The sequence below is a fragment of the Stenotrophomonas sepilia genome, from assembly GCF_003244875.1.
Lineage (GTDB): Bacteria > Pseudomonadota > Gammaproteobacteria > Xanthomonadales > Xanthomonadaceae > Stenotrophomonas > Stenotrophomonas sepilia.
In genome coordinates this window covers 1-22,016 of sequence record NZ_LXXZ01000030.1, presented here as the reverse complement: position 1 = coordinate 22,016, position 22,016 = coordinate 1, and the positions used below count along the sequence as shown (strand labels likewise).

Annotated in this window: 16 protein-coding genes; 8 read left to right on the top strand and 8 right to left on the bottom strand. The window is 67.0% G+C overall.

The window, feature by feature from the left end:
- Positions 1 to 296 precede the first annotated feature (296 nt).
- The gene (locus tag A7X97_RS04780; protein ID WP_088497239.1) at positions 297 to 1,583 is read right to left on the bottom strand and encodes an O-acetylhomoserine aminocarboxypropyltransferase/cysteine synthase family protein; all 1,287 of its coding nucleotides are present in this window, start codon (positions 1,581 to 1,583) and stop codon (positions 297 to 299) included.
- Between the two features lie 180 nt (positions 1,584 to 1,763).
- Here A7X97_RS04780 and A7X97_RS04775 point away from each other — a divergent pair, with 180 nt between their 5' ends.
- The 3 genes from A7X97_RS04775 to A7X97_RS04765 all read left to right on the top strand — a co-directional run bounded on the left by A7X97_RS04775 (position 1,764) and on the right by A7X97_RS04765 (position 4,729).
- Positions 1,764 to 2,501, top strand: coding sequence for a winged helix-turn-helix domain-containing protein (locus A7X97_RS04775; RefSeq protein WP_005418539.1), 738 nt, complete (start codon positions 1,764 to 1,766; stop codon positions 2,499 to 2,501).
- Positions 2,498 to 3,787 (top strand): ATP-binding protein, encoded by a 1,290-nt coding sequence (locus tag A7X97_RS04770; protein ID WP_088497238.1) that lies wholly within the window; start codon positions 2,498 to 2,500, stop codon positions 3,785 to 3,787. The genes A7X97_RS04775 and A7X97_RS04770 overlap by 4 nt, the downstream gene beginning before the upstream one ends.
- A 141-nt stretch (positions 3,788 to 3,928) precedes the next feature.
- Entirely contained in the window at positions 3,929 to 4,729 is an 801-nt protein-coding gene (locus A7X97_RS04765; RefSeq protein WP_111007656.1) for a MipA/OmpV family protein, read from the top strand.
- Positions 4,730 to 4,768: 39 nt separating this feature from the next.
- On the opposite strand, the gene A7X97_RS04760 is transcribed toward A7X97_RS04765, so the two are convergent.
- From A7X97_RS04760 to A7X97_RS04750, 3 genes are all read right to left on the bottom strand, one after another.
- Positions 4,769 to 5,314, bottom strand: coding sequence for a hypothetical protein (locus A7X97_RS04760; protein ID WP_242014827.1), 546 nt, complete (start codon positions 5,312 to 5,314; stop codon positions 4,769 to 4,771).
- Between the two features lie 93 nt (positions 5,315 to 5,407).
- On the bottom strand, positions 5,408 to 7,993 hold the full coding sequence (gene clpB / locus A7X97_RS04755; protein WP_111007655.1) for an ATP-dependent chaperone ClpB: 2,586 nt from the start codon (positions 7,991 to 7,993) through the stop codon (positions 5,408 to 5,410).
- Positions 7,994 to 8,174: 181 nt separating this feature from the next.
- The gene (locus A7X97_RS04750) at positions 8,175 to 8,996 is read right to left on the bottom strand and encodes a DUF3014 domain-containing protein (protein WP_111007654.1); all 822 of its coding nucleotides are present in this window, start codon (positions 8,994 to 8,996) and stop codon (positions 8,175 to 8,177) included.
- 169 nt (positions 8,997 to 9,165) lie between these two features.
- Between A7X97_RS04750 and A7X97_RS04745 the strand changes: the two genes are divergently transcribed.
- Positions 9,166 to 9,876, top strand: a complete 711-nt coding sequence (locus A7X97_RS04745; protein ID WP_072167656.1) for a glutathione S-transferase — start codon at positions 9,166 to 9,168, stop codon at positions 9,874 to 9,876.
- A 197-nt stretch (positions 9,877 to 10,073) separates the two neighbouring features.
- Here A7X97_RS04745 and A7X97_RS04740 read toward each other — a convergent pair whose 3' ends face one another.
- The 4 genes from A7X97_RS04740 to A7X97_RS04725 all read right to left on the bottom strand — a co-directional run bounded on the left by A7X97_RS04740 (position 10,074) and on the right by A7X97_RS04725 (position 15,197).
- Positions 10,074 to 11,678, bottom strand: coding sequence for a SulP family inorganic anion transporter (locus tag A7X97_RS04740; RefSeq protein ID WP_111007653.1), 1,605 nt, complete (start codon positions 11,676 to 11,678; stop codon positions 10,074 to 10,076).
- 300 nt (positions 11,679 to 11,978) lie between these two features.
- Positions 11,979 to 13,697: a thiamine pyrophosphate-dependent enzyme gene (locus tag A7X97_RS04735; RefSeq protein WP_072167654.1), complete on the bottom strand. Its 1,719-nt coding sequence runs from the start codon at positions 13,695 to 13,697 to the stop codon at positions 11,979 to 11,981.
- 126 nt (positions 13,698 to 13,823) lie between these two features.
- A complete protein-coding gene (locus A7X97_RS04730) occupies positions 13,824 to 14,678 on the bottom strand; it encodes an SH3 domain-containing protein (RefSeq protein ID WP_072167653.1) in 855 nt (284 codons plus the stop codon).
- Between the two features lie 36 nt (positions 14,679 to 14,714).
- Positions 14,715 to 15,197 carry a DUF3574 domain-containing protein gene (locus A7X97_RS04725; RefSeq protein WP_111007652.1) on the bottom strand — a complete coding sequence of 161 codons (483 nt, stop codon included), beginning with the start codon at positions 15,195 to 15,197 and terminating at the stop codon, positions 14,715 to 14,717.
- Positions 15,198 to 15,411: 214 nt separating this feature from the next.
- On the opposite strand from A7X97_RS04725, the gene A7X97_RS04720 reads away from it, so the two are divergent.
- The 4 genes from A7X97_RS04720 to otsA all read left to right on the top strand — a co-directional run bounded on the left by A7X97_RS04720 (position 15,412) and on the right by otsA (position 21,997).
- Complete coding sequence (locus tag A7X97_RS04720) at positions 15,412 to 17,847, top strand: TonB-dependent receptor plug domain-containing protein (RefSeq protein ID WP_088497232.1); 2,436 nt, start codon at positions 15,412 to 15,414, stop codon at positions 17,845 to 17,847.
- Positions 17,848 to 18,054: 207 nt separating this feature from the next.
- Entirely contained in the window at positions 18,055 to 18,813 is a 759-nt protein-coding gene (otsB, locus tag A7X97_RS04715; protein ID WP_061480563.1) for a trehalose-phosphatase, read from the top strand.
- A gap of 41 nt (positions 18,814 to 18,854) precedes the next feature.
- Positions 18,855 to 20,636, top strand: coding sequence for a glycoside hydrolase family 15 protein (locus A7X97_RS04710; RefSeq protein WP_111007657.1), 1,782 nt, complete (start codon positions 18,855 to 18,857; stop codon positions 20,634 to 20,636).
- Positions 20,633 to 21,997, top strand: coding sequence for an alpha,alpha-trehalose-phosphate synthase (UDP-forming) (gene otsA / locus A7X97_RS04705; RefSeq protein WP_061480565.1), 1,365 nt, complete (start codon positions 20,633 to 20,635; stop codon positions 21,995 to 21,997). Before A7X97_RS04710 ends, otsA begins: the two co-directional genes overlap by 4 nt.
- Positions 21,998 to 22,016 lie beyond the last annotated feature (19 nt).

Below are 22,016 nucleotides of genomic sequence, written 5' to 3'. Positions count from 1 at the left end.
CCACGCCATGCGTGGATGCTGTTTGATGAACTGTCGGAATGTTCGATTCCGATGGTGATCCATCCACGCATGGCGTGGATCTACCAGGATTGATGCCGACCGTCGGCACATGGGGTCCGATCTGTTTTCCACAGGAAAACGGATCTGACCCCGGAAACAAAAAAATCCCCGGTCGACCCGCATCGACCGGGGATCTGGATCGCCACGTTGCCACGCCTTGGAGAGGCAGTTCCACCCTAGCGCATCGCGCCGCCGGTGGTGATCGCCTGTGGCGATATGCACCAAGCGCGCGGCTATCAGGCGGCGGCCAGGGCCTGCTCCAGGTCGGCGCGGAGGTCACCGATGTGCTCGATGCCGATCGACAGCCGCACGGTATCTTCGCTGACCCCGGCCTTGGCCAGCTCTGCCGCATCCAGCTGGCGATGGGTGGTCGAGGCCGGATGGGTGGCCAGCGACTTCGCGTCGCCCAGGTTGACCAGGCGGGTGAACAGCTTCAGCGCATCGAGAAAGCGCGCGCCAGCCTCGCGCCCGCCCGGCAGGCCGAAGGTCAGTACGCCCGAGCCATGCCCGCCCAGGTAGCGCTGCGCGGCGGCATGCTCGGGGTCGTCTGCCAGTCCCGCGTAACGCACCCAGGCGACCTTGTCGTGCGCCTTCAGGAACTGCGCGACGGCCAGTGCATTGGCGTTGATGCGCTCCATGCGCAGGGCCAGGGTCTCGATGCCCTGCAGGATCAGGAACGCATTGAACGGCGACAACGCGGCACCGGTATTGCGCAGCGGGACCACCCGCGCGCGGCCGATGTAGGCCGCCGGCCCCAGTGCTTCGGTATAGACCACGCCGTGGTAACTGGGGTCGGGTTGGTTGAGGCGGGCGAAACGCTTCGGCTGCGCCGCCCAGTCGAAGCGGCCGGAGTCGATGATGGCACCGCCGAGGCTGTTGCCGTGGCCGCCCAGGTACTTGGTCAGCGAGTGCACGACGATGTCGGCACCGTGCTCGAACGGGCGCAGCAGGAACGGGGTGGCCACGGTGTTGTCGACGATCAGCGGCACACCCGCCGCATGCGCCACCTCGGCAATGGCGGCGATGTCGGTGACGTTGCCGCGCGGGTTGCCGATCGATTCGACGAGCACCGCCTTGGTGCGCTCGTCGATCAGCGCGGCGAACGCAGAACGATCGGCCGGGTCGGCGAAGCGCGCCTGGATGCCGTACTGCGGCAGCGTGTGTGCCAGCAGGTTGAGGCTGCCGCCATACAGCGCGCTGGAGGCGACGATGTTGTCACCGGCCTCGGCGATGGTCTGGAGGGCATAGGTGATCGCGGCCTGCCCCGAGGCCAGCGCCAGCGCACCGATGCCACCTTCCAGTGCAGCCAGGCGCTGCTCCAGCACGTCGGTGGTGGGGTTCATGATGCGCGTGTAGATGTTGCCGGGCACCTTCAGGTCGAACAGGTCGGCACCGTGCTGGGTGTCATCGAAGGCATACGCCACGGTCTGGTAGATCGGCACCGCCACCGCGCGGGTGGTCGGGTCGGGACGGTAGCCACCGTGCACGGCCAGGGTTTCCAGTTGCCACTGCGGTTCGCTCATTGCACCAGGCTCCATCCGGGGAAACCGCCACCATAGGCCAGCTGGCACCCGCCGCTGAAAGCCACTGGCGATGACGCCCGTACCGGCGGTTATCAGGTTGGCCGCGATTCAGGCAGCCGTCATGGGGCGTTGCTAGGCTGCGCCGCCGGGCGCTCCTGCCCGGGCACGGAGGCCCCACCCATGCAGCCATCGCCCTGGCATCCCACCACCAGCAGTTCGCCTACGTCGGTCATGCTGGTAGAGGACGACCGTCGCCTGGCCGAACTGGTGAGCGACTACCTTCACCAGCATGGCTTCGCCGTGCAGCACATCGCACGCGGCGACCTCGCCGGCGCCGCCTGCCGCCAGCACGCGCCGGAGCTGGTGGTACTGGACCTGATGCTGCCCGGCCTGGGCGGCATCGACGTGTGCCGGCAGATCCGCAGCTTCTCCGATGTGCCGATCCTGATGCTGACCGCCTGCGAGGACGACATCGAACAGGTGCTGGGCCTGGAATCGGGCGCCGACGACTATGTGCACAAGCCCATCGAACCACGCCTGCTTCTGGCCCGGCTGCGCGCCCTGCTGCGCCGCCGCCACGGCAGCAGCAACACCGGCACGCCCAGCCGGCTGATGCACGGTGAACTGCTGATCGACCGCATGCAGCGTGAGGTACACCTGCACGGCGCCACGGTGGACGTGGGCACCACCGAATTCGAAATCCTGTGGCTGCTGGCCAGCCAGCCCGGGCAGATCCTGTCCCGTGACCAGATCCTGCAGGCGGTGCGCGGTATCGGCTTCGACGGCCTGGACCGCAGCGTTGACGTCTGCATCGGCAAGCTGCGTCGCAAGCTCGGCGACGATGCGCGCGAGCCGCGGCGGATCAAGACCGTGTGGGGCCGCGGCTACCAGTTCAATCCGTCGGCCTGGACGGCATGAAGCGGCTGTTCCTGTGGCTGTGGTTCATCACCGGCGCCTGTTTCCTGGCCTCGGTATTCTTCCTCAACCGGGTGCTCGACAGCATCTATACCCCCGTGCAGGATCGCGTTTTCGTCCAGCAGGTGCGCGGGCAGGTGTACGCCCTGCGCAGCGGCCTGGCCGGCCTGGACGGTAGCCAGCAGCGTAAGCGCCTGCAGCAGTGGCAACCGCACTATGGCATCGCATTGACCCTGCTCGGCACGCCTCCCGCGCTGGCCCCGCAGGAACAGGCAGCCGTGCAGGCCGATGGCTTCATCGTGCGCGATCAGTACCAGCAGGTCCTGCTGCCGATCGAAGGCATCGATGGTCGCTGGTTGCACCTGCGCCTGCCTGGCGCGGTGCAGATGACCACGTACATGACCATCGCGGCCTACCTCAGCATCCTGCTGCTGGTCGGCGCCAGCCTGTACGCCTGGGTTCGCCTGCTCTGGCGCGATCTGGAGGCCCTGCGCGTGCATGCCGACCGCATCGGCGCCGGCGATCTGCAGGCACGCGCGCAGGTTTCGCCACGCTCGCAGATCCGGGTCATCGTCGATCACTCCAACCGCATGGCCGCACGCGTGGCCGAACTGGTGCAGCGCCAGCGCGACCTGACCCATGCGATCTCGCACGAACTGCGCACGCCGATCGCGCGCGTGGCCTTTGGCCTGGACCTGATGCAGGACAGCGATGACCGCGAGCGCCGCGAACGACTGGCGCAGGGCCTGCATGGCGACCTGGCCGAGCTCAACCGGCTGGTCAGCGAACTGCTGGCCTACGAACGGCTCGAGCATCCGGGCGAGGGCGAACCGATGCAGCGGATCGAAGCCAACGACTGGCTGCAGGCCTGCCTGGCCGATGCCCGCCGCGATGCCGAACGTGCCGGCCTGGTGCTGCGCGTGCAGCCCAGTGCCCTGCCTCGGCTGGACGCGGAACCGCGCCTGCTGCAGCTGGCGCTGAGCAATCTGGTCGGCAATGCCCTGCGCCACGCGCGCTCGCAGGTGGACGTGTCGCTGGTGAGTGTGGGCGGGCGCGCCTGCCTGCGCGTGGACGACGACGGCCCCGGCATCGCCGAGGCTGACCGCGAAAAGGTGGTCCGCCCGTTCACCCGCCTGGATGACAGCCGCAGCCGCGACACCGGCGGCTTCGGCCTGGGCCTGGCGATCGTCGGCCGCATTGCCGCACGCCACCACGGCGAACTGCGCATCGGTCGCGCCGCCCTCGGCGGCGCACGCCTGGAAATGCACTGGCCGCTGGCTGCCAGCTGAACGCCCACGGGCGCAATTACAGTTGATTACAACTCCCGCACAACTGCGGACGGATCGGTCGCCGGCGTATCGCCACGCTAGCGACCCTGCAGCACTCGCCGGATGCGCGCGCTGCTTTTCCTCCCATTGTCGAGAGTTTCCATGTCCCAGCTTCGCCGTTCCCACACCCTGCTCTGCCTGGCCCTGTTGCCACTGTTCGCCGCCCCGATCGCCCACGCCAAGGATGACCACTGGACCTTCGAGCTCGCCGCCGGTGGTGGCGTGGCGCCGCGCTACAGCGGCAGCGAGGAGTACCGTGCGACGCCTTCGCTGTCCTTCGATGTCACCTCGCCAGGGGGCTGGTTTCTGGGCACCAGTGGCATCGGCTGGGGCACGACCCTCGGCGAGCACACCCGCGTGCGCGCCTATGTCGGTGCCAGCGGTATCCGCAAGGACAAGGATTCGCTGCTCGGCGGTTCGGACTTCCTGCGCGGCATGGGCGATATCGATACCCGTCCCCTGGTCGGTGTCTCGGCTGGATATACGCTGGGCGAAGCCGTGCTGAGCGGCTCCTGGCAGTTCACCCGCAAGGACGAGGACAAGGCTGAGAACGGACTGGCTACCCAGCAGATCCACCTGAACCTGAGCATGCCGCTGTTCGACCTGGCCGGTGGCGTGGTCAGCGGCAGCGTCTCCACCGACTACGGCAACCGTGGGTACATGCAGACCTGGTACGGCGTCAGTCCGGAACAAGCCGCGCGCACCGGCTTTGCCGAGCACAAACCGAAGGCCGGCCTGGTCAGCGCCGGTGTGGGCCTGAAGTGGAGCCACCGCGTGGGCCGTAATGGCAACTTGTACATCTCGGCCGAAGGCACGCGCCTGCTTGGCGATGCTGCCGACAGCCCGATCGTGCAGAAGGCCAACCAGTTTGGCGTGATGAGCGGCTATACGCACCGCTTCTGATGCATGAAGGACGCCGCTGGGCGCCCTCTTTCGCTTCGATCAGTGGCAGGCTTGTGCGGTGCCGCTGCCGCACAAGCCGACCTCGCGCAGCCAGCCGATCCACTGCACGACGTCGTCCTTCTCCGGCTCGGCGCGGAACGACTTCTGCACGGTGTGGAAGCCCTGCCTGCCCTGCATGCCCTTGATCCAGGTGAACTCCGGTTTGCCGGTGCCGGGGTTCAGCGGGCAACTGAGCATCAGCAGCGCGAATGGCCGTCCGCCCTCCTCGCCTTCGCGGATCCAGTGGCTCTGCGCAGCCGGACAGGCCATGCGCCACCCCGCCTCGATGATGCCGAGGAACTCGCGCGGACTCACATGGCCACTGTTCGGCGCATCATTGACGGTGACCATGTCGGTCCAGTCCTGCACGGTCTGGCCCTGCGGCACGTACTCGGTGATGCGGTTGCCTTGTGCGTCGGTGCTCTGGTGGGCCTGCTGGTAACCCTTCATCGGCGGCAGCTGGACCTGTTCGACGGCTGCAGCGTGTCCAGCAACAGCAGCGAGCGCCAGCGCCATGCAGAGTGAAACCCTGCGGGTAACGTCCATGCGGTTCTCCTCGTCCTTGCGAAAGTGAAACGGGATCATTGTGCCTTGCTGAGGCTTTGGTGGCGCGCCAGCCATGGCAGGCGCGCCACCGGTTCAGGCCTTGGCGAAGACCAAATGCCCACCCTCATTGCCGACTTCGATGGTGTCACCGTTGACGAACGCGCCGGACAGGATCTGCTGCGCCAGCGGATTCTCCAGCTGCGACTGGATCGCGCGCTTCAGCGGCCGCGCGCCATACACCGGATCGAAGCCGACGTTGCCGAGCAGGTCGAACGCCGCATCGGTGACCGCCAGCTTCAGCCCGCGCTCGGCCAGGCGCTTCTCCAGCCCGCGCATCTGGATGCGTGCGATCTGCTTGATCTGCTGCTTGTCCAGGGGATGGAACACGACGATGTCGTCCAGGCGGTTGATGAACTCCGGACGGAAGTGCGCCTGCACCACGCCCATCACGGCCGCCTTCATCTGCGTGTAGGCCTCCGGGCTGTCGTCGGTGCTCATGTCCTGGATCTGATGCGAGCCCAGGTTCGAGGTCATCACGATGACGGTGTTGCGGAAGTCCACCGTGCGGCCCTGGCCGTCGGTCAGGCGGCCATCGTCCAGCACCTGCAGCAGGATGTTGAACACATCCGGATGCGCCTTCTCCACCTCATCGAGCAGGATCAGCGAATACGGGCGACGACGCACGGCCTCGGTCAGGTAACCGCCTTCCTCGTAGCCGACGTAGCCCGGGGGCGCACCGATCAGGCGGGCGACGCTGTGCTTCTCCATGAACTCGCTCATGTCGATGCGGATCATCGCGTCGGCACTGTCGAACAGGAACTCGGCCAGCGACTTGCACAGCTCGGTCTTGCCGACGCCGGTCGGGCCGAGGAACAGGAACGAGCCGGCCGGACGATTCGGATCGGACAGGCCGGCACGCGAGCGGCGTACCGCATCGGAGACGACCTTGATCGCCTCTTCCTGGCCGACCACACGGTTGTGCAGCACTTCTTCCATGCGCAGCAGCTTGTCGCGCTCGCCTTCGAGCATCTTGTTGACCGGGATGCCGGTCCAGCGCGAAACGACCTCGGCGATCTCCTCATCGGTCACGCGGTCCTGTACCAGCTTGAAGTCCTTGTGCTCGGCTTCCTGCGCGGCGGCCAGCTGCTTTTCCAGTTGCGGCAACAGGCCGTACTGGATTTCGCTCATCTTGGCGAAATCCTGGCGGCGCTGCGCAGCTTCCAGCTCCAGCTTGGCCTGCTCGACCTGTTCCTTGATCTTGGTGGCGCCCTGCAGCGCCGCCTTCTCCGACTTCCAGATTTCATTGAGGTCGGAGAACTCGCGCTCCAGCCCGTCGATGTCGTTCTCCAGGTCGGCCAAGCGCTGCCGCGAGGCTTCGTCCTTTTCCTTCTTCAGCATCTCGCGCTGGATCTTCAGCTGGATCACCCGGCGTTCCAGGCGATCCAGCTCCTCCGGCTTGGAGTCGATCTCCATGCGCAGGCGTGAGGCGGCTTCGTCCATCAGGTCGATGGCCTTGTCCGGCAGCTGGCGGTCGGTGATGTAGCGGTTGGACAGCGTGGCGGCAGCCACGATGGCCGGGTCGGTGATTTCCACGCCGTGGTGCACGGCGTACTTTTCCTTCAGCCCGCGCAGGATCGCGATGGTGTCCTCCACCGTGGGTTCGCCGACGAACACCTTCTGGAAGCGGCGCTCCAGCGCGGCATCCTTCTCGATGTACTTGCGATATTCGTCCAGCGTGGTCGCACCGATGCAATGCAGCTCGCCACGCGCCAGGGCCGGCTTCAGCATGTTGCCGGCATCCATCGCGCCATCAGCCTTGCCGGCGCCGACCATGGTGTGCAGCTCGTCGATGAACAGGATGATCTGGCCTTCGTTCTTGGCCAGGTCGTTGAGCACGCCCTTCAGGCGCTCCTCGAATTCACCGCGGAACTTGGCGCCGGCGATCAGCGCGCCCATGTCCAGCGACAGCACGCGCTTGCCACGCAGGCCCTCGGGTACTTCGTCGTTGATGATGCGCTGGGCGAGCCCTTCCACGATCGCGGTCTTGCCCACGCCGGGTTCGCCGATCAGCACCGGGTTGTTCTTGGTCCGGCGCTGCAGCACCTGGATGGTGCGGCGGATTTCCTCGTCACGGCCGATCACCGGGTCGAGCTTGCCGCTCTCGGCGCGCGCGGTCAGGTCAATGGTGTACTTCTCCAGCGCCTGCCGCTGCTCCTCGGCATTCTCCGACTGCACGTTCTCGCCGCCACGCAGCTTGTCGATGGCCGCCTGCAGGCGGGTCTTGTCGGCACCGGCGGCGCGCAGCGCCATGCCCAGCGTGCCACCATCCTCCAGCGCCGCCAGCACGAACCACTCGCTGGCGATGAAGGCATCACCGTGCTGCTGGGCCAGCTTGTCGGTCTGGTTCAGCAGGCGCCCCAGGTCATTGCCCATCGAGACGTTGCCGGCCTGGCCGGACACCTTGGGCAGCGCGTCCAACGCCTCGGTCAGGCGCTCGCGCAGGACCGGCACGTTCACCCCGGCCTGCGCGAGCAGCGGGCGCGTGCTGCCGCCCTGCTGGTCCAGCAGCGCGCTGAACAGGTGGACCGGTTCGATGATGCTGTTGTCGCGGCCCACGGCCAGCGACTGTGCGTCTGCCAGCGCCTGCTGGAAACGCGAGGTGAGCTTGTCCATCCGCATTGCGAATCCTCATCGGTCATCAGGGCCGGCCCGCGCCGGCGATGCTGGGAAGATGCGGCTGCCCCACCCCGTTTCAAGGGTGGCTGCGACTGCACCCCGTAGCGAGTCAGCCTGCGGCCAGCATGCCGGAACGGGTGTGGTCGGCGCGTTGATCCCGATCAGTTCGGCGCAGTGGACCGGTTCAGCGGATGATCGCAGAGCGGAGCGCCCGCAGCTGCTGCTTGACCGCCCGCGCCTGCGTGGCGTCCATGCGCAACAGCGCCTTCTGGCCTATCGAGCGCGACTGCAGGGTGGAATCGACGAAGCGGTAGCGACCGCGCTCATCACGCTGCACCAATGGCGCCTGCACCAGTTCCGGGGTCTCCAGCAGATGGTCGATCACCGCCACCAGACGGTCGTTGAAGTAGCCGTCGGGCCGGCCCAGGTCGACGTAGGCCTGCTGGATCAACGGATAGAAGCGCTTGTAAGCCGTAGCCGCTGCCGCTGGATCCAGCGCAGTAAAGGCCTGCACATAGGGCGCGTAACGCACCGAGTTGCTTGCCGCGATGCGTTCCCCACCCTCGCCAGGCTCGACCTGCAGGTTGCCCGGCAGCGGCCGTGCGGCCAGCGCCGTCGGCGGCACGCTTGGTTTGTCCAGGTTGTCGACCTGGGTGACCAGGCGCTGGATCAGGTGATCGCGCAGCAGCAGGGTCATCGGGCCCTCGCCCTGGAACAGCTGGCTCAATGCCCCCCAGGCAGCCGTATCGCTGTCAGCCAGCTTCGGTAGCGCCGGATCAGCTGCGGCCTCGGTATCCAGCGGATGCTTGATCGTCGGTGGCGCTGGCGCGGGTTCCGCGGCCGCCTGCGGTTGTGGCGGTGCGCTGGTACTGGCGGGGGGCGATTGCACCGGCACCGAGACACCGTCTGCCAGGCTCTTCAGCTGATCGCGGAACAACCAACCGCCCGCGCCACCGATCACCACCACTCCCAACACCCAGGGCCATACCGCCTTTCCACTCTGCATGATGCAGCACCTCGTTTCACACGCATGGAGAAGGTGTGACCCCACCGGTTCCAGCCGGTTCCCCGTCTGTTCCGCTGCCGTTCGGCTTCGGCCCGCGCCAAAGCCGCGCTCACGCCTGCTTTGCATGCCCCGCGCGACGCTGTGGGTCTTTTCATGTGGAGGCACTGCCATGCAGTACGCGCTGTATTACTGGACCGGCATCCAGGGCCGCGGCGAGTTCGTGCGCCTGGCGCTGGAGGATGCCGGCGCCGACTACATCGACATGGCGCGGGTGCACGGCGATGCGGTGATGCAGCCGTTCCTGGAGGGCCACAGCGAAGGCCCGCAGCCCTTCGCGCCGCCGTTCCTGAAGGCCGGTCGCCAGGTCATTGCGCAGGTTGCCGCGATCCTGGACTTCCTCGGCCCGGCGCTGGATCTGGTGCCGCAGGCCGCATCGCGGCGGATGCAGGCGCTGCAACTGCAGTTGACCATCGCTGACCTGGTGGCCGAAGTGCATGACACCCATCATCCGATCGCCGCATCGAAATACTACGAAGCGCAGAAGACCGAGGCCAAGGCACGTGCCGCGTCGCTGCGCAGCGAGCGCCTGCCGAAGTTCCTGGGCTACTTCGAACGGGTGCTGGCCGCCAACGGTGGCCGCCATGCACTGCGCGAGCATTCGTATGTGGACCTGTCGCTGTTCCAGCTGCTGAGTGGGCTGGACTACATGTTCCCGCGTCGCATGCAGGCACTGGCGCCCACACTGCCCCTGCTGCGCGCGCTGCAGGCGCGGGTGGCGAAGCGGCCGAACATCGCCGCCTACCTGGCCTCGGAACGGCGGCTGGCGTTCAACACGAATGGCATCTTCCGCCATTACCCGGAGCTGGACGCCGAGCGGTAGTGCCGGCCGCTGGCCGGCAGAGCGCGCTGTAAGCATTCGCCGCCTGCAACACGCCCCTGTAGAGCCGAGCCATGCTCGGCTCAGAGCAGCCGAGCGCAGGCTCGCCTCTACAAGGCGGCAGAAGCAGAAGGGCCGGCAATGCGCCGGCCCTTGGATACCCATGAGCATGCCGGCCAACGGCCGGCACTACCGTGGGATCAGCTGTCCCCACCCAGCGGCTTCACCGGCTGCTTCTGCAGCGACAGCAAGCCCAGCAGCACCGCCAGGGCCACGTAGGCGCCGGCAAACTGCACACTGATGATGCGCGCCAATCCTTCCAGCTCCCACGGCAGGTAGATGCCGCCGCGCGGATCCACCGAGTGGATCAGCCCGAACAGGGTCAGTACCGCCGCCACCAGCAGGAAGCCGCAGGCACGGCGCAGGCGGCCATCGACCATCGCCGCCACCGCCGAAATCCACAGCATCGAGGTGATGATGAAGCCATTGCCCAGGGTGAAGATCACCGCCAGCTCCGGCAGGCCGTGGCCGTCGAGCTTGGTCAGCAGCTGGGGCAGCTGATCCGGTGCGATCCAGCCGGGTGCCTTGATCGCCAGCAGGTAGGCCACCGAAGGCAGGAAACCGAACACCATCGCGCCGGTATGGTGGCGCGGCGTGGCCTGGAAGGCCTGGGTGGTGATGTCGATGGCCACGTACACGATGATCGGTGCCAGCACCGCCAGCGGCAGCCACTGCACCAGCCCGGAGATGATGCCGAGCATGCCGCCGATGCCGACGAACAGGCCGGTCAGCAGCGTATAGCCGCTGCGCGCGCCCATGTGCTTGTACGCCGGCTGGCCGATGTACGGCGTGGTCTGCGCGACGCCGCCACAGACGCCTGCCACCAGCGTAGCCACCGCTTCCACCAGCAGGATGTCGCGGGTGCGGTAGTCATCGCCGGCCGCACGCGCGCTTTCAGACACATTGATGCCGCCGACCACCATCAGCAGGCCGAACGGCAGCAGCAGCGGCAGGTAGGTCATCGCAGTGGGCAGGCCGTCGAGGAAGCCCAGCGTCGGCAGCGGCAGCACCACCTGCGGCGGCACCCACTCCGGCACATGGAAGCCCGGCGCACCCAGCCCGGCCAGGCCCAGGCCGTAATACAGCACGGTGCCGAACACGAAGGCCAGCAGCACGCCCGGGCCACGCACCGGCAGCTTGCCCTTGGCGATCAGCACATACAGCAGCAGGCCCAGCGTGGTGAAGCCGACCAGCGGCGAGCGCAGCGTTTCCAGCAGCGGCAGCAGGCCCATCAGCACCAGCGCGATGCCGGCAATGGAACCCAGCAGCGCGGCACGCGGCAACGCGCGGGTGACTGCTTCACCGAAGAACGACAGCACGAACTTGAGCACGCCCATGATGACCAGCGCCGCCATGCCCAGCTGCCAGGTGGCGATGCCCGCCGCGTGCGGGTCCATGCCCTGCTGCTTGAACGCGATGAAGGCCGGGCCAAGCACCAGCAGGGCCATGCCGATGCTGGTGGGGGCATCCAGGCCGAGCGGCATGGCGGTGACGTCGTCACGGCCGCTGCGCGCGGCCAGCCGGCGTGCCATCAGGGTGTACAGCAGGTTGCCTATCAGCACGCCGAAGGCCGTGCCGGGGAACATGCGGCCGAACACCACGTCGGCGGGGAACTGGAAGATCCCGACCAGGGCCATGGCGATGAAGCCGAGGATGGAGAGGTTGTCGACGACCAGGCCGAAGAAGCCGTTGAAGTCGCCGGCGACGAACCAGCGACGCGGTGCGGCGGAAGCGGGAGCGGACATGGAAGGGGCGGTGGGGGTGGGGAGCGCCGATGGTAGGCCCAGCGGGGCCTGGGCGCCAATTCCGCGGTGGAATGATGGGTTCCAGCCAACGGCGGCGCCCCTCATGGCTGGGCGCGGGTAGAGTCGACTGTTAGTCGACCGGCATTGCCAGTTGGGCCGGTCGGGTAGGCCGCGCAGGGGTCGCTGCAACCGGACCCACCCCGCCATCCCACGGATACCAGCTGTTGCTGTTGCTGCTGATGTTGCCGGCCAGCGGCCGGCCCTACCGCGGGTGCAGGGCGCAGCCCTGCATCGCCCCCCTCACTTCTTCAGGAAGTTGTCCACCAGCAGATGCTTCACGTCGTCGAAGCGACCGTTCAACACCGCCTTGGCCGCATACAGCGCCGTGCCGGCGACCTGCTTGGCCTCGATCTGCGGCGGCATCACCAGCTCGGCGCGACTCGTGTGCACGTCCAGCAATGCCGGGCCGCGCTGCGACAGGAAATCCTGCACCGCTTCCTCCAGATCCTCGCTGCGGGTGACCGTGCGGCCATGGAAGCCGATCACTTCGGCCAAGCGGCCGAAGTCCGGGTTCTTCAGGTCGGTGTAGTTGTCCAGAAGGCCTTCCACCTTCTGCTCCAGCTCGACGAAGTTCAGCGAACCGTTGTTGAACACCACCACCTTGATCGGCAGGTTCTCCTGCGCCGCCGTCAACAGATCACCCAGCAGCATCGCCAGGCCACCATCGCCGGACAGCGAGATCACCTGCCGGCCGGGGAAGGCCTTCTGCAGCCCCAGCGCCTGCGGCATCGCGTTGGCCATCGTGCCGTGCAGCAGGCTGGTCAGCGTGCGGCGGCGACCGTTGACGCGGATATGGCGCAGCACCCACACCATCGGCGAGCCGCCGTCGGCGGTGAACAGTGCATCCTCGGTGGCGTGCTTCGAGAGCAGCGCGGTCAGGTGCTGCGGATGGATCAATTCGCCTTCGCCCGGCTGCTCTTCCTGTTCGCGCTTCTTCAGCGCCTTGTCGCGATGCTCGATGCACTCGTCCAGGAAACTGCTGTCCTCGCGCGGCGGCAGCATCGGCAGCAACGCATCCAGCGTCGGTGCGATATCGCCGACCACGCCGAGGTTCACCGGGTGGCGGCGGCCAAGGTGGCTGCCATCGCGGTCGACCTGGATGATGGTGGCCTTGTCCGGGTAGAACTGGCCCCAGGCGAAGTCGGCGCCGAGCAGCAGCAGCGTGTCGCAGGCCATCAGCGTGTGGAAGCCGGACTCGATGCCGAAGATGCCTGTCATGCCCATGTTGTACGGGTTGTCCGGCTCGACGAAATCCTTCGCGCGCGAGGTGTGCGCGATCGGGGCCTGCAAGCGCCGGGCCAGTTCCAACAGCTGTGCGTGCGCGCCCTGGCAACCGGCACCGGCGTAGATGCCGATGCGCTTGCCCTGCCCCAGCAGCTCGGCGATGCGCTGCAGTTCGGCGTCGGAGGGGCGCAGTACCGGCTGGGTGTAATGCACCGAGAACGGCACATCGTGCTTCACCTCGGCCTGGCTGATATCGGCCGGCAGGATCACCACCGCCACGCCACGGCGGCTGATCGCGGCCTGGCAGGCCAGGGCCACCACGCGTCGCGCCTGCTCCGGGCTGTGCACCTGCTCGCAGAACACCGTGCAGCTGCCATAGACCGACTTGAAATCCACTTCCTGCGGGAATTCCATGCCCAGCTCGCTGGTCACCACCTGGCTGGCGATCAGCACCATCGGCGCACGGTTGCGGTTGCTCTCGAACACGCCATTGATGAAGTGCAGGCCACCGGGACCACAGGAACCCGCGCAGGCGGTCAACTCGCCGCTCACCAGCGAATCGGCGCCAGCAGCGAACGCTGCCACTTCTTCATGGCGCACGTGCACCCAGGCGATCTCGCTGCCATGCATCGCATCGGTCACATGGTTGAGCGTATCGCCCACGATGCCGTAGCAACGGCGGACACCGGCCTGCTGCAGGGCGTCCACCACGATTTCGGCCACGCGCTTGCTCATCGGATACATCCTCGAACGGGGGAACTCCCGAGGCTAGACCCGATGAAGTGATGCCTCCGCAAAAAAAGGGACGGAGGGAATTAACTCGCTTGTGCCGCAAGCGACTTAATTCCCTCCGTCCCCTTTCTAGTCGTTGACGTTGATCCAGCCCAGCACGTCGCCGTGCTTCGGGCTGCGATAGCGCAGCTTCACCCAGCCGTTCTGTTCATCCAGCAGTTCCACCCGATCGCCCTGCACCAGGTAACGCTTGGTGCTGGACGCACCAGGCCGGTCGAACAGGAACAGCCGCGCGGATGCCACGGTGGCCTGCTGGCCGCGCAACGGTCCATCCGGCGGTGCGCCCAGGCCATCGGCAATGGCACTTTCCAACACACGGCCGGCGGGATCATAGGTGCGCCAGACCGCCAACGGCCCGTTCTCTTCGCGTTGTTCCCACTGCAGCGCGGCGTTCACCGTATCGCCCAGCATCAGCACGCTCTCGGCGCGGTACAGATAGAGTGTCGCACCTGCAAAGCGATACTGGTCGGTGTACCACATCGGGCCGCTGCGGCAGCTACTGGTCAGGGTGCGGCTCAGGTGGTCGACCATCAGGCCCATCAGCTCGCCGCAGCTCTCCCTGCCGTGGGTTTCAGCCCGCAGCGCGCGGAACCCGGCACTGGCGGGATCGAACCGGTACACCGCCACCGCTTCGTTGACCATGCCGACCGGGGCGCGTGCAACCAGCTCCGGGTAACCATCGAAATCGACATCTTCGAGCGACCAGCGCGAATGGCCGTCGGCATCCGCCGCGCCGGCCAGCGTCTGCCGCTTGCCCGACGGTGACAGCTGCACGGCAATGCTGCCGTCCTGCAGGGGATCGGCATGCGCCTGCACATGCGCGCCCACCTGGAAGCGTAGCGTTTCGCCCTCGTCCTCCGCCTGCGCCGTCGGTGCCAGCGCGCCGGCCAACACCAGGCCCAGCAGGCATTCCCTGTAGTTCATCGTTGCTCCCTGCGGCACCGCGGCGGCACCTTCAACTCAGAACGATACCTCGACCGGCTGCCGCGACCACAGCACCGACTGATGCCTGGTCTGCTGCTTCCACGCCAGGCGGATCGCTTCGATATCGGCGCGGCGCTGCGGGGTGTCCTCATGCAGCACCACCAGCACCTTGGTGCGCAGGCGGTTGGGCGCGGTATCGCCGCGGAACAGCCACTGGCCATAGGCATCGAACACGGTCAGGCCATCGGGGAAGCGCGGGGTCACTTCCTTGTCCAGGAAGGTGCGCCACTGCGCCTCGCTGATGGTGTCGGCCTGCGGGCGGTTGCCGGCGCCCTGCTCCTCGCCCACGCCGAAATACAGCTCGCTGCGCACCCAGCCGTGCGCGGAAGACGGGCGCGCGGCGTCGCCCTTCAGTTCGGCGGTGGTGGCCGTGGCATAGGCGCTGGGCGCCTGCGAAGAGAGGCTGGCGCAGCCGCTGGTGGCCAGCAGCACGGCGAAGACGAGGCCAAGGTGTTTCATCGGTACAGCTCCGGGGAAGGGGGACAAGGCGAGCCGGCAGCGTACCGCGCCACCGGCCCGGCGTGCTGATGCCAACCGGGCATCAGCTCATGCCGGACCGGCAGGGGCTTGCATCCGCACCGGTCATCACGCGAAGATAATATATCGCTTCATCCGGATGGATGTAAGTGACACCATCTCCCCTTCCCCCGTCGTCGTTGTTGCTGGAGTCCCCATGTCCGCCCGCCTGCCCGCGTCGCCGCTCGGCCTCGCCATCGCCCTCGCGCTTTCCTCCGCCGCCGCCCCGGCCCTGGCCCAGGACGCCACCAACCTGGATACGGTGATCGTCACCGGCACCCGTGCCGCCGACCGCACCGTGCTCGAATCCACCTCGCCGGTGGATGTGCTCACCGCCGAGGACATCCGCAAGGCCGGCGTGGTCAACGGTGAGCTGGGCAGCGCGCTGCAGGCGCTGCTGCCGTCGTTCAACTTCCCGCGCCAGTCCAACTCCGGTGGCGCCGACCATGTGCGCGCCGCGCAGCTGCGTGGCCTGTCGCCGGACCAGGTGCTGGTGCTGGTCAACGGCAAGCGCCGCCACCACACCGCGCTGGTCAACACCGACAGCAAGATCGGCAAGGGCACCACCCCGGTCGATTTCAATTCGATTCCGGTCAGTGCGATCAAGCGCATTGAAGTGCTGCGCGATGGCGCCGGTGCGCTGTACGGCTCGGACGCCGTGGCCGGCGTGATCAACGTGATCCTCGACAACGGCGGTGACGGCGGCGAGATCGAGGCGAGCTACGGTGCCAACCACACCGACCTCAAGCCGATCGGCCGCACCCTCACCGATGGCCAGACCGGCAACATCAGCGCCAAGGTCGGCACCTCGCTGGGCGAAGACGGTGGCTTCCTGCGCGTCGGCCTGGAATACAAGCACCGCAACGGCACCAACCGCGCCGGCTTCGACCAGATTCCGCCGTGGGACCAGACCCCGGGCAACCTGGCACTGCGGGGCAAGCGCAACTATGTCCTGGGTGATGGCAAGAGCAAGGACATCAACCTGTGGCTGAACACCGAGATTCCGGTGGGCCAGACCTCGACGTTCTACGCGTTCGGTACCTTCAACCAGCGTGACACCGAAGGCGCCAACTACTTCCGCTATCCCGATGGCGATGCCAACTGGAAGCAGGTCTATCCGAATGGCTACCGGCCGATCTCCGAAGGTGAGAACCGCGACGTGCAGGCCGTGGCCGGCGTGCGCGGGCAGTGGGGCGAATGGAGCTACGACGGCAGCCTGGACTACGGCCAGAATGACTTCACCTATCGCCTGCGTGATTCGCTCAACGCCTCGCTGGGCCCGACCAGCCCGACCCGCTTCAAGACCGCCGATTACGAGTATGCGCAGACCGTGGGCAACCTCGATCTGAGCCGCGTGTTCACCCAGAACGACAGCATCAGCCACACCCTGGGCCTGGGCGTGGAAGCACGCCACGAGCGCTACCAGACCCGCCCTGGCGACCCGGCCAGCTATGCCGCCGGCCCGTACACCGACCGCCCGACCGGTTCGCAGGCCGGTGGCGGCCTGACCCCGCAGGATGCGGCGCGCCTGTCGCGCGATGTGGCCAGCGCCTATGCCAGCCTGTCCAGCCAGTTCGGCGAGAAGTTTTCCACTGATCTGGCCGCGCGCTACGAGCACAACGACGACTTCGGCGGCGAACTGACCGGCAAGCTCGGCCTGCGCTATGAGTTCACCCCGGCGTTCGCGCTGCGCGGCGCGATCTCCAACAACTTCCGCGCGCCGTCGCTGGCACAGATCGGCTACGAGTCCACCTCCACCGGCTACAACGCAGCTGGCCAGCTGGTGCAGGGCCGCCTGCTGTCGGTCAACAATCCGATCGCACGCGGCCTGGGGGCACAGAACCTGAAGCCAGAGAAATCGCTGAACACCTCGCTCGGTTTCACCAGCCGCATCGGCGAGCATTTCGACCTGTCGCTGGACTTCTTCCAGATCGACATCGATGACCGCATCGCGCTGTCGGAGAGCATCACCGGCGATGCGCTGACCGACTACGTGGCCGCCAACTACGGCGTCAGCGGCCTGCAGAGTGCCAGCTTCTTCGTCAACGCCGCCGACACCCGCACCCGTGGCGCCGAGCTGGTGAGCAACTGGCGCCAGTCGCTGGGCGATGGCCAGCTGCTGCTGACCGGCACCTATGCATATACCAAGACCACGCTGAAGAACGTGCTGGCCACGCCGGCCCAGCTGCAGGCGCTGGACCCGGATTATGTGCTGTTCGGGATTGAAGAGACCAACACGCTGACCGATGCCACACCGCGAACACGTGGCAGTTTCTCGGCCGCATGGAGCAACGACCACTGGTCGCTGAGCACCCGCGTGAACCGTTATGGCAGCGCCACCCGTGTGTTCAACTTCGGAGACGGCTACATCCCGCGCCAGACCTACCAGGCCGAGTGGCAGCTGGATGCGGAAGTCGAATACCGCATCACCCCGCAGTGGAGCGTGGCCATCGGCGGGCAGAACCTGACCGACAACTATCCGGATCGATCCAACAGCGATATCCACTACTTCGGCAACCTGCCGTACGACGTGCTGTCGCCGATCGGCAGCAACGGTGCGTACTACTACGGCCGCGTCCGCTATACGTTCTGATTGCATTGGACCAATCACTCCCGGTGGGTGCGGACCGTTGGTCCGCACTGCCCGGGTTCCATGCAAGCCTCCCCTTCGTGCCGACCAACGGTCGGCACCCACCGGAGGTGATCGCTCTGGGTGGGTGCCGACCGTTGGCCGGCACTACCCCGATCCGTAGCCTGCCCTCGACCCCACGTACACGCCCACGCTGGCAAGCTGGGCTTCATGGCTGAACCGCTCCCCCTGCGTCCGCCGCCGCCATTGCTGGATGACGCCTGCGCGTTGTTCCTCGATGTCGACGGCACCCTGATCGAATTCGCTGCACGCCCGGATGCCGTGCAGCTGCTGCCGGATGTGCGCGAAGCCATCGGCCGCATCAGCGACCGCCTGGAAGGTGCCGTGGCACTGGTCAGTGGTCGCCCGCTCGAACAGCTGGATCAACTGTTCGCTCCGTTGCAACTGCCTGCTGCGGGCCTGCATGGCCATGAACTGCGTGGGCAGGATGGCCGCGTACTGCGCGACGAACACGACGACGACACCGCCGAATGGCTGCACGCACTGCACCAGCAGGCGATGCGCTTCGCCCACGGCCATCCCGGCGTGCTGGTGGAAGACAAGGGTGTCGGCCTGGCCCTGCACTGGCGCGGCGCGCCGCATGCAGCCAGGGACGTCCGCGCCTTCGCCGACCGCCACGTGCGGGGCCGTGCCAGCTACCGCCTGCAGCCCGGCGACCATGTGGTCGAGTTCGTGCCCGTCGGCACCGACAAGGGCCGTGCGGTGCTTCGGATGATGCAGTACCTGCCCTTCCGCGGTCGCCTGCCGGTGTTCCTCGGCGATGACCTGACCGATGAGTTCGGCTTCGATGCCGCCAACGGCCAGCATGGCTGGAGCGTGCTGGTGGGTGAACGTGAACCCAGCGCGGCGGTGTTCGCGCTGCCCGACATACGCAGCGTGCACGCCTGGCTGCGTGAGAATGCCTATTGACCCGGCCAACCCCCACGGCCGCAACCGAGATGTACCGCGTGATGACCCAACCCGATCTTGATCTGGGCGTGGTCGGCAACGGCAGCTTCGGCGCCCTGGTCGACAAACGTGCCCGCGTTGTCTGGAGCTGCCTGCCCACCTTCGACGGCGACCCTACCTTCTGTGCGCTGCTCGGCCCCAGCCAGCAGACCGGTGGCGACTTCGCCATCGAGCTGGAAGACTTCGCCAGCAGCGAGCAGGAATACCTGACCAACACGGCGATCCTGCGCACCGTGCTGCGCGACGCGCACGGCGGCGAACTGGAAATCCTCGACTTCGCCCCACGCTGGCGCCAGAACGACCGTTTCTACCGCCCGGTCAGCCTGATCCGCCAGGTGCGTCCGCTGGCTGGCAGCCCGCGCATCACCGTACGCGCACGCCCGCTGGCGGACTGGGGCGCGCGCGTTCCGGAATCCACCTGGGGCAGCAACCATGTGCGCTGGGTGCTGCCCGAACACGTGCTGCGGCTGACCACCGACGTGCCGGTGCGCTTCGTGCGCGACGGCCTGCCGTTCGTGCTCAACCATCCCATCCACCTGATCCTGGGCGTGGATGAATCGCTCAACCGTTCGATCAGCGGCTATGTGCAGGAGGCCTTCCAGCGTACCCGCGATTACTGGCGCGAATGGGTGCGCTACCTGTCCATTCCCCTGGAATGGCAGGACGCGGTGATCCGCAGTGCGATCACGCTGAAGCTGTGCCAGTACGAGGACAGCGGCGCGATCATCGCGGCGATGACCACCTCCGTTCCTGAAGCCCCCGGCAGCGTGCGCAACTGGGATTACCGCTACTGCTGGCTGCGTGATGCGGCGTTCGTGGTGCGGGCGCTGAACCGCCTCGGCGCCACGCGCACGATGGAACAGTTCCTCGGCTACATCTTCAACCTGGCCACCACCGACGGTACGCTGCAACCGCTGTACGGCATCGGCTTCGAAGCCAAGCTGGACGAGGATGAGGTCCCCAGCCTGTCCGGCTACCGCGGCATGGGCCCGGTACGACGCGGCAATCTGGCCTGGGTGCAGCGCCAGCACGATGTCTACGGCAGCGTCGTGCTGGCGTCCACGCAGCTGTTCTTCGACCGGCGCCTGCAGGACCCGGGTGATGCGCACACCTTCGCCCGCCTCGAACCCCTCGGCGAGCAGGCCTTCGCCCTGCACGACGTACCCGATGCCGGCCTGTGGGAGTTCCGCGGCCGCACCGAGGTACACACCTACACCAGCGCGATGTGCTGGGCCGCCTGCGACCGCCTGTGCAAGATCGCCGTGCGGCTGAAGCGCGACGACCGCGCCCACTACTGGCGCACACGTGCCGACACCATCCACGCGCGCATCATGGCCGAATCCTGGAGCGAAGAGCTGGGCCACTTCACCGATACCTTCGGTGGCCATCGCCTGGACGCCTCGCTGCTGCTGCTGGCCGACATCGGCTTCATCGACGCGATGGACGCCCGCTTCATCGCCACCGTCGAAGCCATCGGCCGTGACCTCAAGCATGGCAATTCGCTGTACCGCTATGTCGCTCCGGATGACTTCGGTGAACCGGAAACCAGCTTCACCATCTGCACGTTCTGGTACATCGATGCACTGGCGGCGATCGGGCGCCTGGACGAGGCGCGCGAGATGTTCGAACTGCTGCTGAGGCAGCGCAATCACCTGGGCCTGCTGTCGGAGGATCTGGCCTTCGACACCGGCGAGGCCTGGGGCAACTTCCCGCAGACCTATTCGCATGTCGGCCTGATCACCGCCGCGATGCGCCTGTCACGGTCCTGGCAGGAGGCATCGTGAGTCGTCTGGTCGTGGTATCAAATCGTGTGGCCGTGCCCGGCGAGAACCGCGCAGGCGGCCTGGCGGTCGGCCTGCTGGCCGCCCTGAAGGAGCGCGGCGGGCTGTGGTTCGGCTGGAGCGGCAAGACCGTGAAGGAAGGCAGCGGCACGCTGCACCGGCAGAAGGACGGTGACATCGACTACGTCACCATGGACCTGAGCAAGCGCGAAGTCGATGGCTACTACAATGGTTTCGCCAACCGCACGCTGTGGCCACTGCTGCACTTCCGGCTGGACCTGGTCGACTACGACCGCGGCACCCGCGAGACCTACCACAAGGTCAATGCGCTGTTCGCCGACAAGCTCGCGCCATTGCTGCGCGAGGACGACATCGTCTGGATCCACGACTACCACCTGATCCCGCTCGGCGCACTGCTGCGCGAGCGCGGCATCGGCTGCCGCATCGGTTTCTTCCTGCACATCCCGATGCCGTCGGCCGACCTGCTGCAGGCCATGCCCGATCATCTGCGGTTGTTCTCCGCGCTGTACGCCTACGACCTGGTCGGCTTCCAGACCCAGCGCGATGCCGATCGCTTCCAGACCTACCTGCGCCTGTTCGGTGGTGGCCGCGTGCTCGACAACGGTGAGCTGGAAGCGCCCGGTGGGCGCCGATTCCGCGCGGCGGCCTTCCCGATCGGCATCGACACCGAACTGATCGCGCGCCAGGCCGGCACCGCCGCGACCAAGACCGCAGTGAAGAACCTGCGCAGCAGCCTGCGGGACCGCCAGCTGGCGATCGGCGTGGATCGCCTGGACTACTCCAAGGGCCTGCCCGAACGCTTCCTCGGCTTCGAGCGCTACCTGCAGCGCCACCCCGACCAGCGCGGCTCGCTCACCTACCTGCAGATCGCGCCGGTCTCGCGCGGCGATGTCACCGAGTACCGGCAGCTGCGCAGCCAACTGGAACAGATCGCCGGCCACATCAACGGTGGCCACGCCGAGCCGGACTGGACGCCGCTGCGCTACGTCAACCAGAACTTCACCCATGCCACGCTCACCGGCTTCTACCGAGCGGCGGCGGTCGGCCTGGTCACGCCGCTGCGCGATGGCATGAACCTGGTGGCCAAGGAATACGTGGCCTCGCAGGACCCGGAGGATCCCGGCGTGCTGGTGCTGTCACTATTGGCCGGCGCCGCCGACGAACTGAAGCAGGCACTGCTGGTGAACCCGCACGACCTCGACGGCGTGGCCGATGCGATCGCCACCGCAGCGACGATGTCGCTGAGCAGGCGCAAGGAACGCTGGCACGCGATGATGGAACATCTGCGCACCTACGACATCAACCACTGGCGCCGCAGCTACCTCGACGCACTCGAAGGCTGAAGAAAAAGGGGACGGAGGG